Source organism: Nonomuraea aurantiaca (genome assembly GCF_020215705.1).
Taxonomy (GTDB): domain Bacteria; phylum Actinomycetota; class Actinomycetes; order Streptosporangiales; family Streptosporangiaceae; genus Nonomuraea; species Nonomuraea aurantiaca.
Map to the genome: position 1 here is coordinate 146,374 of NZ_JAIWNB010000001.1, position 14,963 is coordinate 161,336.

General features: G+C 69.5%; 9 protein-coding genes. 3 read left to right on the forward strand and 6 right to left on the reverse strand.

The window, feature by feature from the left end:
• Positions 1-30: 30 nt before the first annotated feature.
• Positions 31-1,446, reverse strand: coding sequence for a hypothetical protein (locus LDL49_RS00745; RefSeq protein WP_225288884.1), 1,416 nt, complete (start codon positions 1,444-1,446; stop codon positions 31-33).
• A gap of 859 nt (positions 1,447-2,305) precedes the next feature.
• On the opposite strand from LDL49_RS00745, the gene leuS reads away from it, so the two are divergent.
• Positions 2,306-4,786 (forward strand): leucine--tRNA ligase, encoded by a 2,481-nt coding sequence (gene leuS, locus LDL49_RS00750; RefSeq protein ID WP_225288885.1) that lies wholly within the window; start codon positions 2,306-2,308, stop codon positions 4,784-4,786.
• Positions 4,787-4,809: 23 nt separating this feature from the next.
• Here the strand turns inward: leuS and LDL49_RS00755 are convergent, their stop codons facing one another.
• Together LDL49_RS00755 and LDL49_RS00760 are read right to left on the reverse strand one after the other, a co-directional pair.
• Positions 4,810-5,775 carry a TIGR03557 family F420-dependent LLM class oxidoreductase gene (locus LDL49_RS00755; RefSeq protein WP_225288886.1) on the reverse strand — a complete coding sequence of 322 codons (966 nt, stop codon included), beginning with the start codon at positions 5,773-5,775 and terminating at the stop codon, positions 4,810-4,812.
• Positions 5,776-5,825: 50 nt separating this feature from the next.
• Entirely contained in the window at positions 5,826-6,245 is a 420-nt protein-coding gene (locus tag LDL49_RS00760) for a hypothetical protein (protein WP_225288887.1), read from the reverse strand.
• Between the two features lie 128 nt (positions 6,246-6,373).
• On the opposite strand from LDL49_RS00760, the gene LDL49_RS00765 reads away from it, so the two are divergent.
• Complete coding sequence (locus LDL49_RS00765; RefSeq protein WP_225288888.1) at positions 6,374-9,544, forward strand: S41 family peptidase; 3,171 nt, start codon at positions 6,374-6,376, stop codon at positions 9,542-9,544.
• A gap of 276 nt (positions 9,545-9,820) precedes the next feature.
• Positions 9,821-10,822: a hypothetical protein gene (locus tag LDL49_RS00770; protein WP_225288889.1), complete on the forward strand. Its 1,002-nt coding sequence runs from the start codon at positions 9,821-9,823 to the stop codon at positions 10,820-10,822.
• 261 nt (positions 10,823-11,083) lie between these two features.
• Here LDL49_RS00770 and LDL49_RS00775 read toward each other — a convergent pair whose 3' ends face one another.
• From LDL49_RS00775 to LDL49_RS00785, 3 genes are all read right to left on the reverse strand, one after another.
• Complete coding sequence (locus LDL49_RS00775; RefSeq protein ID WP_225288890.1) at positions 11,084-12,220, reverse strand: MalY/PatB family protein; 1,137 nt, start codon at positions 12,218-12,220, stop codon at positions 11,084-11,086.
• Between the two features lie 382 nt (positions 12,221-12,602).
• Positions 12,603-14,033 (reverse strand): DEAD/DEAH box helicase, encoded by a 1,431-nt coding sequence (locus tag LDL49_RS00780; protein WP_225288891.1) that lies wholly within the window; start codon positions 14,031-14,033, stop codon positions 12,603-12,605.
• Between the two features lie 354 nt (positions 14,034-14,387).
• Entirely contained in the window at positions 14,388-14,591 is a 204-nt protein-coding gene (locus tag LDL49_RS00785) for a cold-shock protein (protein ID WP_049562746.1), read from the reverse strand.
• Between the last annotated feature and the right edge of the window lie 372 nt (positions 14,592-14,963).

The following is a 14,963-nucleotide window of genomic DNA, read 5'->3' on the forward strand; positions in this document are numbered from 1 at the left end:
CCCCCGGGACGCGGGGGTCGGGGCGGAAGGTCAGGAGGTGGGGGTGACCTTGATCTGCTTGATGACCGTGTTGATGTCCGGCAGGAGCTGCTTGCTGGTCGACGGGATCGACATGTAGACGATCGCCGGGACGTCCTTGCCGGTGTTGATGGCGGCCGTGACGATGGTGGCCTTCTCGGTGCCCGAGGTGAGGGCGTACGCGATGACCCGGCCCGAGGACTGCCCGACCTTGATCGGCTGCTGGGCGATCTTTTTGACCGTGTTGCCCACGGGGAAGAAGCGCTTGCGAGCGTTCAGCACGACCTGCTTGATCACCGGCTCCAGGTCGTCCTCGCTGGTGAACGAGGACGCCAGCTTGGCCGGCAGCGGGCCGGTGAGGATCTGGGCGGAGCTGTTGTTGCCCGTCACGACGTACTGGCGGGTGTCGAAGCCGTACGTCGTCTTGACGGTGGCGCGCTGGTCCTGCTGCCAGGTGCCGCCGAGGCGCGGGACCGTGATGCCGGCCGAGGGGTTGGCGACGATGCCCGTCACGGGGGCGGCCTTGCCGGACCACCGCGGCAGGCGCGGGATCGAGCTCGTCGCCTTGGTGGGGGAGGCGCTGGCCGACGTGCTCGGCTTGGCGGCCGCGGTGTTGGTGGTGGCCGGCGTGTTGGTGGCCAGCGGTCCGGCCAGGAACGCCCAGAGGACGGCGCCGACCAGGGCGATGGCCACCGAGCCCGCCAGGGCGTAGATCCAGAGGGGTTTGCCGGGGTTGTCCAGCGACTCCGGCTCGCCCATCGCCTGGTAGTCGTCGCCGAAGACGGTGTTCCAGAGCTCCTGCTGGCGCTCGGGCGGCGGCGTGCGGGAGCCGCTGATCTGGCCGGCCGTCACGAACCTGTGGTCCGGGTCGGACGGGTCGCGGCTCAGGTTGGAGCCGGGCCTGCCGTGCTCGCCCTGGTGCTCCTCGCCGGTCGGCGGCTGCCCGCCCGGCGGCTGGCCGCCCGGTCCGTGCCCACCCGGTCCTTGACCGCCCGCTCCGTGTCCACCTGGTCCAAGGCCGCCCGGTCCAGGGCCACCCGGCCCAGGGCCGATCAGCGGCTGGCCGGGCGGGGCCTGGCCGACCGGCGCCTGGCCGTACGCGACCAGGCGGTCATCGGGGGAGGGGGCGGAACGCGGCACCGCGCGCTCGTCGAGGGGAGTGCCCCGGCGCCGGCTGTCCAGCGGAGTGACGTTTCGCGGCCCGTCCAGCGGGGAGCCGGACCGAGGACCGTCCAGTGGCGAGCCGGACCGAGGACTGTCCAGCGGGGAACCGGACCGAGGACCGTCCAGCGGCGAGCCGGACCGCGGCGCGCCTCGGTCGTCCGGGGGCGGGTACGCGCGCTCGCCGAGCGGAGCCGGCGGGAACTGGTGGTACGCCGTGGGCTGGTTGTCCGGAGAGCCCTGGCCATAGGAGACCGTGCGTTCCATCGGGTCACCGGGACGCGGCTGAGACCGGGCGTCGGTCTGGCCGAGGTTCGACCACGCGTCCGAGGAGGGCGGCGCCTCCGACCAGGCGGGCCCGGAGTCCGCCCAGGGCTGCTGCGACCCCTGCGGCGGCGCGGAGCCCTGCCGCGACGGATCGGGCCACGAAGGCGAGGACTGTGACGGGTCCGGCCAGGATGGCGAGGACTGCGCGGGGTCCGGCCACGAAGGCGAGGACTGTGACGGGTCCGGCCAGGATGGCGAGGACTGCGAGGGGTCGGGCCACGACGGCGAGGACTGCGACGAGTCCGGCCATGACGACTGGGCGGCACCGCCCCGTGAGGAGTCAGGCCATGCCGCGTCCTGCCGGGGCGCCTCGGGCCAGGATGTCGGCACCTCCGGCTTTGGCGCCTCGGGCCAGGACGGTGGCAGATGGGGTGCTCCGGAATTCTCCGTTGCCATTGCTGCCGTACCTCCCGAGGTTATGTCCGGATTTGACGCATCCGGCATGATCTCACGTGAGACCAGGGGTTCCGCAGTAAAACGCGCGAAGCCGTGCGGATCCGTCGGCGGGTCCTGCATGGGCAGGCCACCATCTGGACGTTCTGGCTCTACTGGGTACACCACGGCGACGAGAGTATTCTAATGGGACATTAGAGGTCACAACGGATACATCACCATCAGATCTCACCGGACCTGAAGAGTCCATTGTGCCCACTGAGCCGACTCGACGACCCGCATTCAGCCGAAGACGTGCGCTAGGCTTGACCTATGCGTTCCGCGACCCTGCTTCTTAGCGGGCCGCGACGGCTCTGACAGCTCGCCGTCGCGGCTGCCCCTCGTCATGCGCACGAGGGGTTTTCTTATGGGTCCGAGTCAATCCAAAAGGACAACCGCCGTGAGTGAGTACAACCCGCAGGCGCTGCAGGCCAAGTGGCAGCAGCGGTGGGAGGAGCAGGACCCGTTCCGGGCCAGCGATGACGCCGCCGACACGCGTGAGCGGCGCTACATGCTGGACATGTTCCCCTATCCTTCCGGTGACCTCCACATGGGCCATGCCGAGGTGTTCGCGATCGCCGATGTGGTCGCGCGCTACTGGTTCCAGAAGGGCTACAACGTCCTCCACCCGATCGGCTGGGACTCCTTCGGCCTGCCGGCCGAGAACGCCGCCATCAAGCGGAACGCACACCCCGCCGAGTGGACCTACGCCAACATCGAGACGCAGGCCGGCTCGTTCAAGCGCTACGGCATCTCCTTCGACTGGTCGCGCCGCCTGCACACCAGCGACCCCGACTACTACCGCTGGAACCAGTGGCTGTTCATCCGCTTCTTCGAGCGCGGCCTGGCCTATCGCAAGGGCGGCCTGGTCAACTGGTGCCCCAACGACCAGACCGTGCTGGCCAACGAGCAGGTCGTGGCGGGCAAGTGCGAGCGCTGCGGCGCCGACGTGATCCGCCGCGAGCTGACGCAGTGGTACTTCAAGATCACTGACTACGCGCAGCGGCTGCTGGACGACATGCAGCAGCTGGACGGCTGGCCGGAGCGCCTGCTGACCATGCAGCGCAACTGGATCGGCCGGTCCGAGGGCGCCGACGTGCTGTTCGAGATCGAGGGCCGCGAGGAGCCGGTCCACGTCTACACCACGCGGCCCGACACGCTGTTCGGCGCGACGTTCTTCGTGGTGGCCGTGGACGCGCCGCTGGCCGACGAGATCGTCACGGACGAGCAGCGCCCGGCCTTCGAGGCATACCGGGCCGAGTCGGCCAAGCTGAGCGACATCGAGCGGCTGTCCACCGACAAGGACAAGACCGGCGTCTTCCTGGGCCGCTACGCGATCAACCCGGTCAACGGCGAGCGCATCCAGGTCTGGGCGGCCGACTACGTGCTGTCCGACTACGGCCACGGCGCCATCATGGCCGTGCCCGCCCACGACCAGCGCGACCTGGACTTCGCGGTGAAGTTCGGGCTGCCGGTGAAGGTCGTCGTGCACACCGGCCTGGCCGACCCCGGCGAGACCGGCGAGGCCACACCGGGCGAGGGCACGCTGGTCAACTCCGGCCCGCTGGACGGGCTGTCCAAGACCGAGGCCATCTCCAAGATCATCGAGGTGCTGGAGACCGAGGGCAGGGGCACGGGCGCGATCAACTTCCGGCTGCGCGACTGGCTGCTGTCCCGCCAGCGCTACTGGGGCACGCCGATCCCGATCATCCACTGCGTCGACTGCGGCGAGGTGCCCGTCCCCGACGACCAGCTGCCGATCACGCTGCCGGACCTGCGCGGTGAGGCCCTGGCGCCGAAGGGCGTGTCCCCGCTGGCCAGCGCCACCGACTGGGTCAACGTCGAGTGCCCCAAGTGCGGCGGTCCCGCCCAGCGTGACACCGACACCATGGACACCTTCGTCGACTCGTCCTGGTACTTCCTGCGCTACACCTCGCCCGGCTACACCGACGGCCCGTTCGACGTCGAGGCGGTCCGCAAGTGGGGCCCGATCGACCAGTACGTCGGCGGCATCGAGCACGCGGTGCTGCACCTGCTCTACTCGCGGTTCTTCACCAAGGTCCTGCACGACATGGGCATGGTGGACTTCACCGAGCCGTTCCTGCGCATGCTCAACCAGGGCCAGGTGATCAACGGCGGCAAGGCCATGTCCAAGTCCCTGGGCAACGGCGTGGACCTGGGCAAGCAGATCGACGACTTCGGAGTCGACGCGGTCCGCCTGACCATGGTGTTCGCCGGTCCGCCCGAGGAGGACATCGACTGGGCCGACATGTCGCCGGCCGCGTCGCAGAAGTTCCTGGCCCGCGCCTTCCGCGTGATGGACGAGGTGGCCGCCGAGCCCGGCGTGCCGTTCGAGGGCGGCGACGTCGAGCTGCGCAGGGCCACGCACCACGCGATCGACGAGGTCACCAGGCTGGTGGAGTCCCAGCGCTTCAACGTCGCGATCGCGCGCATGATGGAGCTGACCTCGGCGGCCCGCAAGGCCATCGACTCCGGTCCCGGCGCCGCCGACCCCGCCGTCCGCGAGGCGGCCGAGACGCTGGCCATCATGCTGTCGCTGGTGGCGCCCTACACCGCCGAGGAGGGCTGGGAGCGCCTGGGCCACGAGGGCGGCGTCAGCCGGGCCGGCTGGCCCGCCGCCGACCCGGCGCTGCTGGTGCAGGAGTCGGTGACCTGCGTCGTCCAGGTGGCCGGCAAGGTGCGCGAGCGCCTGGAGGTGTCGCCCGACATCTCGGAGGCCGACCTGAGGGCGCTGGCCCTGGACTCGGAGAAGGTCCGCTCCTACCTGACGGGCGAGCCGCGCAAGGTGATCGTGCGGGCGCCGAAGCTGGTCAACATCGTCCCCTGACGCCGACTTGACGGCGCCGTGAGTCAGAGGCGGCGCAGCGCGGGCAGCAGTTCCTTCTCGGCCCAGCCGAAGAAGGGCTGCTGCTGGTCGTGGCCGATCTGTACGAGCGCGACGTGCGTGAAGCCGGCGTCGGTGTACTTCCGGACCGCCTCGACCACCGCGTCCACGTCGTCGCCGCACGGCACGCTGTCGGCGACGTCCTCGGGCCGTACATAGTCGGCGTAGGCGCCGAAGTTGACCGGCCCCGGCAGCTCGGCCATGACCTTCCACCCGGCCGCCGACCAGCGCCACAGCTCGTGGGCCCGCTGCTTGGCCGCCTCCGCGTCGGTGTCGTACGAGATGGCCAGCTGGCCGTACACCGGCTTGCCCGAGCCGCCGAGCGAGTTGAACTGCTCCACCACCTCCGGCATCGGCTCGTTGACGATCAGCAGGTCGCCGAACTCGGCCGCCAGGTCCGCCGACTGCCCACCGGAGGCGGCGACCCCGATCGGGATCCGGCGCTCGGGCAGGTCATAGAGCTTGGCCGAGTCCACGTCGTAGAACTCGCCCTGGTAGGTGACGTACTCGCCGGAGAACAGCTTCTTGATGATCTGGACGGCCTCGCGCAGCATCCGGTGCCGGGTGTTGACCGGTGGCCAGCCCTCGCCGATCACGTGCTCGTTCAGGTTCTCGCCGGAGCCCAGCCCCAGCGTGAACCGGCCCTGGCTGAGCACGCCCATCGTGGCGGCCTTCTGCGCGACCACGGCCGGGTGGTAGCGCATCAGCGGGCACGTCACGTAGGTCATGAGGGGCAGCCGCTCGGTGGCGTTCGCCACCGCGCCCAGGACCGACCAGGCGTAGGGGGCGTGACCCTGCTCCTCAAGCCACGGGAAGTAGTGGTCGGAGATGACCGCGTAGTCGAATCCGGTCCTTTCGGCTGTGGCCGCGTCGTCCACCAGCTGCCGGGCCGGAGTCTGCTCGCACATCAAGGTGTAGCCGATTTCTGCCATGGTGTGGCGCCTACCCGGGCTTGCACACGTTAGTTACCAGGCGCCGGAGATTAACGTTGGGTCAGTTCCTCCACCACCAGGCCCAGCCCGATGCCCATCAGCCAGACGTCCTTGGCGACGGAGACCCCCTCTTGAGAGGGGCGCAGGGTGCCGTCCTGGCGCAGCCCGGGGGTCTTGACGTAGAAGCTGAGCAGCCCGCCGGCGAACGCGGTGAGCGCGGCCCCCGCGAACAGCGACGGCACCACCGGGAGCAGCAGCGCCGACCCGACCGCGATCTGCGACTTGGACAGCAGCCGGACGAACGTCTCGGGATCGTACCGGCGGAGGAACGGGAAGGCCGTGGCCGCCATGCCGTGCACGCCGGTGGCGGCCTCCCGGTCGGCCTGGGCCAGGGTCAGCCCGGAGTCCAGGATGTAGGCGCCCGCCGCGATGCGGGGCGGCCACTGGTGAGGGCGGGCGAAGATCCTCAAGCTTCCTCCAGAAATGACATCACATACGGCTTCTGCCCCATCACCATCTGTCACACGCCGCCCGGCGGCGGCCTTGACCAAGACTTCAAGGGCGGACTTCGCGGCCGGCCGCGCACTAGTGTGCAGCTGTGACAACTGGCGCATACCTGAGATTTCCACACCTGCACGGTGACCTGGTCACCTTCGTCGCCGACGACGATGTCTGGCTGGCTCCCGTGGCGGGCGGACGGGCCTGGCGGTTCACCGCCGACCGTACGCCCGTGTCCTACCCCAGGTTCTCGCCCGACGGCGCCCGCATCGCGTGGACCAGCCATCGGGAGGGACCGCCCGAAGCGTTCGCGGCCGAGATCGACGGGGCCGACGGCGAGCGGCTGACCCACTGGGGCAGCTCGACGACCAGCGCGCGCGCGTGGACCGCCGGCGGGGATGTGCTCGCGGTCAGCGCGGCCGGGGAGGGCTCGCGGGCCAGGACGTGGGCGTACGCGGTCCCGCTGGACGGCGGCCCGGCCGTGCGCCTGCCGTACGGATGGGTGAGCGAGGCCGCCGTCAGCGGCGAGAAGGTCGCGACGGTGTCGTCGATCTACCGCGAGCCGTCACAGTGGAAGCGCTATCGGGGAGGTACGGCGGGCAAGCTCTGGGTCGACGCCGAGGGGAGCGGCGAGTTCGCCCGGCTGTTCGCCGACAGCGACGCGCAGTACTGGTCGGTCATGTGGGTGGGTGACCGGGTCGCCTTCCTGGCCGACATCGACGGCACCGGCAACGTGTACTCGGCCCTGCCCGACGGCTCCGACCTGCGCAAGCACACCGGGCACGACGAGTTCTACGCCCGCCACGCCGCCACCGACGGGCAGCGGGTGGTCTACAGCCACGCCGGCGACCTCTGGCTGCTGGAGAGCCTCGACGCCGAGCCGTACAAGCTGGAGGTCAAGCTCGGCGGCCCGCGCCCGGCTCGCGCGCGGCGACCGGCGCCGGCCCGCGTCGGCGGGTTCTCACCGGACGAGACCGGGCGGGCGAGCGCGGTCGAGATCCGCGGCACCGCCCACTGGGTGACCCACCGTGACGGTCCCGCGGGCGCGTTGCGGGTGGAGCCGGGCGTCCGGGTACGGCTGCCGCGGGCGCTCGACGCCGACGGCCGGGCGGTCTGGGTCTCGGACGCCACCGGTGAGGACGGCCTGGAGATCGGCACGCCCGGTGGCGAGATCCGTACGCTGGCCGCGGGCGAGCTCGGCCGGGTGCTCCAGCTGGCCGCCTCGCCCAACGGCAAGCACGCGGCCGTGGCCACGCACGACGGGCGGCTGCTGGTCATCGACCTCGAATCCGGAAATATCCGGGAGCTGGATCGCACGACGCAGGGGGACATCAGCGGGCTGACGTTCTCGCCCGACTCGTCCTGGCTGGCCTGGGTGCACCCGCACGACGCGCGGCTGTCGCAGATCAGGATGGGCCGCCTCGACGGGACCTCCGTCATCGACGTGACGCCGCTGCGGTTCGCCGACTTCGACCCGGTCTTCACCAGGGACGGCAAGCATCTGGCGTTCCTGTCGGTACGGACGTTCGACCCGATCTACGACGCGCACGTGTTCGACCTGTCGTTTCCGGCGGGCTGCCGGCCGTACCTCGTGCCGTTGCAGGCGACGACGCCCTCGCCGTTCGACCCGAGCCTGCAGGGGCGCGGGTTCAACGGCGAGGACGACAAGCCCGCCGCCACCTCGGAAGACAAGAAGACCTCGGAGAAGAAGGACGCCGAGCCGCCGCGTACCGAGGTGGACCTCGAGGGGCTGGCCTCGCGCGTGGTGCCGGTGCCCGTGCCCGCCGCGCACTACCGGAACCTGCGCACCGCCAAGGACGCCCTGCTCTGGCTGCGCCACCCGGCGACCGGGCTGCTCGGCGACGGCACCGAGCCGACCGGCGAGACCGTCCTCGAACGCTACGACCTCAAGAAGCGCGCCAAGGCCGAGCTCGGCAGGGAGACGCGCGCCTTCGAGGTGAGCGGCGACGGCAGCAGGCTCGTCCTCAACGGCAAGAACGGCCTGCAGACCCGCACCAGCGGCGAGGGCGACGAGGTCGTCACCATCGACCTCGACCGGATCACGGTCCAGATCGACCCGATCGCCGAGTGGCGGCAGGGCTACGCCGAGGCCGGCCGGTTGATGCGCGACCACTTCTGGCGCGCGGACATGAACGGCGTCGACTGGCAGGGGGCGCTCGACCGCTACGCGCCGCTGGTCGACCGGATCGGCTCCTACTCCGAGCTCATCGACCTGCTCTGGGAGGTACAGGGCGAGCTGGGCACCTCGCACGCCTACGCCCGGCCCGCCGGCGGGGGCTACGACCCGCGCCGGCGCCAGGGCCTGCTCGGCGCCGACATCGTCCGCGACGCGGAAGGCGTCTGGCGCGTCGAACGGATCCTGCCCGGCGAGTCGTCCGACCACGACGCGCGCTCGCCGCTGCTCGCGCCGGGCGTCGCCGTGCGCGAGGGCGACGCGATCGTGGCGGTCGGCGGCCGGCCCGTCGACCCCGTCCGCGGCCCGCTCGCCTCCCTGGCCGGCACGGCCGGGCAGCCCATCGAGCTGACCGTACGCCCGGCGTCGGGCGGCGAGACGCGCCGGGTGGTGGTCACCCCGATCTCGGACGAGACGCAGCTGCGCTACCACGACTGGGTGGAGGGCCGCCGGGCCTACGTCAGGCAGGCGTCGGGCGGCCGGCTCGGCTACCTGCACGTGCCCGACATGGTGGCCTCGGGGTGGGCGCAGTTCCATCGCGACCTGCGTACGGAGATGGCCCGCGAGGGGCTGGTCGTGGACGTACGCGAGAACGGTGGCGGGCACACCTCCGAACTCGTGCTGGAGAAGCTGTCGCGCCAGGTCTCCGGCTGGGCGCACGCCCGCGGCTACGAGCCGATGCGCTACCCCGAGGACTCGCCGCGCGGCCCGATCGTGGCCGTCACCGACGAGTTCGCGGGCTCGGACGGCGACATCGTCAGCGCGGGCATCAAGAACCGGAAGATCGGCCCGCTGGTGGGCACCCGGACGTGGGGCGGGGTGATCGGCATCGACTCGCGCTACTCGCTGGTGGACGGGACGGTGGTGACCCAGCCCCGCTACTCGTTCTGGCTGGCCGGGCAGGGCTGGGGCGTGGAGAACTACGGTGTCGATCCCGACGTCGAGGTGGTCATAACGCCGCAGGACCGGGTGGCGGGCCGCGATCCGCAGCTGGAGAAGGCGGTCGAACTCGCACTCGCCGCCCTGGCCGAACACCCGGCGGCCACACCTCCGGACCTGCCACCGCTCGCGACGTGAGCTTGCGACGTGACCTCGCGACGTGAGCTTGCGACGTGACCTCGCGACATAACGGTGTTGTCACGGGATCCGCTCCGATGATGATCGGAGCGGATCCCGGCGGCAGGGTTGACCCCATGAAGTCCCTCGCGTATCGCCAGAGTGAGGCCGCTGGGCAACCGCCCAAGGGCGTGGCCGCTGACTCCCTTCTTCGGGCGTAAGGCGATGGAACCACTCGCCTATCGTCAGAGCGGCATCCGGGAGACCGGACTGAATGCCCGGGACGTCCGGAAGGCCATGGAAAAGCTCGCCGTTCCAGAGCTCCCCTTGGGGACGTTCGGGATCGCCGGTGGTGCGGCGAGAGAACGCCACAACCAGGCCAGTGACGAGTTCAACAACCGCGTGCGGCGCGGCGTGGACTCGGCCGAGGGCATCTCGCACAACCTGAAGCTCACCGCCGACGGGTACGTGCGGGCCTCCAACGACGTCATGCGCGCGGTCCTTGCCGTCGGCGGCCACCGGCAGCCTCTCGTACGCGGGGACGCGCCTTCACCGGAGTCAGAAGTCCGAAACGGCGTGGGATATGGCCTCACGTCGCTCGGCACCACGGGCGTGACCCTCATCCGGCTGGCGGAGGCGTCCTCCTACCTCCAGCGCGGCTCGACCGCCGGGCTCGCGAACCTGTCGGCCGAGGCGGCGAAGATGGCGAACCTGAGCCAGCGCACGCTGTCCATGCTCAAGGTCGCCGCCACGATGTCGATCACGGCCGGTACCGGGCTCATGCTCTGGCTGGCCACCGTGACCTGGCATGACGAGAAGGTCGACGAGGCCATCGCGGCCTGGCGCCACGCCGCCAACTCTCTGGGCGAGACCTTCGGGGCCGGGGACCCGATGAAGCTGGAGGCACTGGCGGCAGCATGGCACGGCGGCGCCAAGAACGTGGCCGACCAGAAGCTACGCGACTTCGTCACGGCGGGCATCCAGCTCGCCGACTACGCCGCGGGCCGGGCCGTCGGGTTGCAGGACGCGGTGAAGCAGCTCAACCGGCTGCACTCGTACGCCTTCTGGACGACCATGACCGAGCTGGGGGTGATCGCGGCGCTGCGCCTGGTCGCGTCCGTCAACCCGGCTGCCCGGCTGGCGTCCATCAAGGTGGGGTGGCGGTTGTCCCTCGCCCTTGTACTGATTCAGGGGGCCATCACGGCGCGGCTGGAATACCTGGTGGGAGAGGCATTGAAGAAGGACTCGGTGGGCGCCGGACCGCCGGGGGTCGGGGAGACGGACTTCCCTCGCTTCTAGCGGTCATGCGGGTCGGCTGTCGTGCCTGGCTCCGCCCCGGGGGTTGTGACCGGTGCACGGTAAGAAAACCTTAAGTCGCCTTCGGCATGGTGGACCCCGACGAACCCCCAGCAGGAGGAGCAAGCGATGAGCAAGGTCGTCGCGGTCATCTACATCTCGATGGACGGCGTGGTCGAGGCGGCTGTTCCCTGACGGGATCAACACCTCCGCGTGGAACCTGGCCGGCACCTCGGCCTTCAGCTCAGGCGCCATCGTCCTGGACTACCGCCCGGCGGACTGAGAACTTGGGCTCCCCGTCTGTGTGATGCGGTCCAGGATCTCGGTCAGGATGGGCTCGGTGGTGGCGAAGTTCAGCCGTACGCAGTGCGCGCCGCCGGGCCCGAACGTGGCGCCATCGCTCAGCATGACCTTCGCGTCACGTTCGAGCATTTCCTGTACGCCTGGACGGCCGTAGTCGAGCCAGGCCAGGTAGGTGGCCTCCGGGACGCGGTAGCCGACCCCCTCGGGCAGGCGCTCGGCGATCGTCCGGCGGTTCCTGTCCAGCAGGGCACGGGTCTCCTCAAGCCAGGCGTCGCCGTGCCGCCAGGCCGCCACCGTCGCCTCCACGCCGAACAGGTTGGCCGAGCCGAACACGAAGGGCGGCTGCGCGTCGAGCGCCTTACGCAGCTCCGGCGAGCCGACATGAGCGACCGAGCACCGGATGCCGCCGAGATTGAACGCCTTGGTGGCAGAGGTGAGCGTGACGGTCCGCTCGGGCAGGATGGTGGCGAACGGGATGTGCTGGTTGGGGGCGTACGCGAGGTCGGCGTGGATCTCGTCGGAGATGACGAGCAGATCATGCCGCTCGGCGTGCTCGGCCAGCTCGGTCAGCTCCTCACGGGTGAAGACCCGGCCCGTGGGGTTGTGCGGGTTGACCAGCAGCAGCACCTTGCACCGGGACAGATCAGGCACCTCGAACCGCCACGAGTCCCCGTCGGCGCTCAGCTGGAGGGGATGCAGCGGCCGGTTCATGGTCTCCAGCGTGCCGAGGAACGGGGGATAGGTGGGGGTATGCACGGCCACGCCATCGCCTGGGCGGGTCCATACGTGGAGGATCACCTGGAGCGCTTGATTGATGTCGGAATAACTCCGCACATACTCAAGCTCCGGCTCCCAGCCGTACCGCCCGGCCATCCGCTCAACGAACGCCTCGGCCAGGGGCCCACAGCGGGGATCGTCCAGCCAGGTGGGGTAGCCGAGGTCACCGTGGGCCCGTCGTTGGAGGGCGTTGACGACTTCTGGGGCGGTGGGAAGGTCCATGTCGGCGATCCAGGCGGGAATGACGCCGGGGGCGGCTTTGGCCCACTTGAATCCGTCGTGAGTTGCCTTGAGGTCTTCTGCCCGCTTTGTATCGGTCACGCGGCCATTCTAGAAACCACCGGGTTTCTGGCCACCCCGTCCCACGGCCACCCCATCTCGCCGCCCAGCCCGGTCTCGCCTTCGATCAGTTCGTTCCCATCGAAGGGGTCAGGGGTTCGAATCCCCTCATCTCCCCCCGCTCAAAGGCCGCTTCCACAAGCCCTCTGGCCTGTGGCCGTAAGAAGATTGCGGACGAGGATGCCATGCCGGCAAGGTTGCCGGGGTGACCAGCGGCGAGCGCGCAGTATCGCCGGCAACCACCGGGCCAGTGCCGCGAGAGCAGCCCGATCGGCCCAGTCGAACCACAGGTCAGAGCCGTCGTGGCTGCGTTATGACGCGGTACAGGTCCGCACATGGTCTTGCGCGAGGCGGTCACCCACTGCTACCAGGATCGTCGGCCGTTCCGTCCTGCCCGGCGATTTACCACCGGTGCGGTGATGGTCACGGGGATCCCAGAGGGCGTCTGAGCGCCTGTGATACGCCTTAGTTCAGCCTCGCCCGAGCGGACCTGGCTGGTCTGCGGGACGATACCGGCGTCGGCCATCAGGCGGGTCATGTCACGGCGCTGGTTGGGCAGGACCAGGGTGACGACGCTGCCGGACTCGCCGGCGCGGGCGGTGCGGCCGCCGCGGTGCAGGTAGTCCTTGTGGTCGCTTGGCGGGTCTACGTTGACGACGAGGTCGAGGTTGTCGACGTGGATGCCGCGGGCCGCGACGTTGGTCGCCACCAGCACCGTAACGTGGCCGGTCTTGAACTGGGCGAGGGTACGGGTGCGCTGGGGCTGGGACTTGCCCCCGTGTAGCGCGGCGGCGCGTACTCCGCTGTTCAGTAGGTGCTCGGTGAGCCGATCCACGGCGTGCTTGGTGTCCAGGAACATGATCACCCGGCCGTCGCGAGCAGCGATCTCCACAGTGGTGGCCTGCTTGTCGGCGCCTTGGATGTGCAGCACGTGGTGCTCCATCGTGGTGACCGCGCCCGCCGAGGGGTCAACCGAATGGACCACCGGGTCGGTCAGATAGCGGCGGACCAGTAGGTCGACGTTGCGGTCCAGAGTGGCGGAGAACAGCATCCGCTGGCCCCCTGGGCGCACCTTGTCGAGCAGGTGAGTGATCTGCGGCATGAAGCCCATGTCGGCCATCTGGTCGGCCTCGTCCAGCACGGTGATGCCGACCTGGTCCAGGCGGCAGTCGCCGCGCTCGATGAGATCCCTGAGCCGTCCCGGGGTCGCAACAACGACCTCGGCACCGCTGCGCAGCGCATTGGCCTGCTGGCCGATCGACATGCCGCCAACGACGGTGGCCAGCCGCAGCTTCAGTGATCGCGCGTACGGGGTGAGTGCGTCGGTGACCTGTTGGGCCAGTTCCCGAGTAGGGACGAGGATCAAGGCAAGCGGCTGCCGCGATTCGGCACGCTGTCCGGAGGTGCGGACGAGCAGGGCCAGGCCGAAGGCGAGTGTCTTGCCTGATCCGGTGCGCCCCCGCCCCAGGACGTCCCGGCCGGCCAGGGAGTTCGGCAGCGTGGCCGCCTGGATCGGGAACGGTTCATTCATGCCCAGGCTGGTGAGCATCTTCAGCAGCGCGGGCGGCACGTTCAGTTCAGCGAATGTCGCGGCGGGGGGCAGGGCCGGGGTGACGGTGACCGGTAGCGCGAACTCCCCCTGGAGCGCGGCGGGCCGCCGCCCGTAGCCGGAACGACTGGGGGCGCCTGAACGGCCCTGAGCCGACGAGCCGAATCGGCCGCCCCTGCCGGAGTTGGCAGAGCCGCCCGTACGGGTCGGGGAGTAGCGGTCGTGCGTGCGAGTTGCACGGTTCATGCAGAACCTTCCTTGATGCGGCACGTGTCAGGTGATTCTCGACGCGATGAGCGGCACAAGAACAGCGAGCACGAACCGAAGAAAAGACGAGTCGAGTCGGCGGAAAACAGCCTGGCCTCGTACGTCGAAATGGTCGGCATTCGCCGGAAAGAATGGCGGCGAAGCCGGGCCGTAGGACTGGAGCGGACTTATGCCCGAACCGGAGTCATGAGGGGTGTATCGGTGTGTGGCGGAAGAACAGACATGTTGTTCTTCGCGGTTTGTAAGGCCGTCACGGCACATTGGGTACCACAAAAGCAGCGCGCTGGGGCCCGCACCCTACGGCGCGGGCCCCAGCTGCGTGGTGCGTCAGTGTCAGGCGGGAACGATGTTCTCGGCCTGCGGGCCCTTCTGGCCTTGCGTGACGTCGAAGCTCACCTTCTGGCCTTCCTGGAGCTCGCGGTAGCCCTGGGCGGCGATGTTCGAGTAGTGGGCGAAGACGTCAGCGCCGCCACCATCCTGCTCGATGAAGCCGAAACCCTTTTCCGCGTTGAACCACTTCACTGTGCCAGTAGCCATTTTGTATCTCCTTCGGGGCAGTGCCCGTAAGGCTCGCTCCGTGCGAGCCTCGCGTCGCCGCGATGATTGCCCCGTCCGGAAAAACACCGGCAATACAAAAGTGCCACCACCGGCACAGGACGCCGGCGAGGGCACTTGAAGTCTTTGGGAACCACAACTGCAACTGAGAACGACAGTATCACAGTGCTCGTTTCCGAGGAAAGCGAGGGTCCACGTTCGTCGGTTACGCCATAAAACCTAACCGCGCGCCGCACTGATTTCTGCAGCTGCGGCAATAGATATTCACTTCGGCGAGCCCTTTTCGCCCTGAAGCGGCAGGTCACAGGCTTATCGCGAGCTCCTGAGCTAGATCTACAAGCAGAGAAGCCCCTG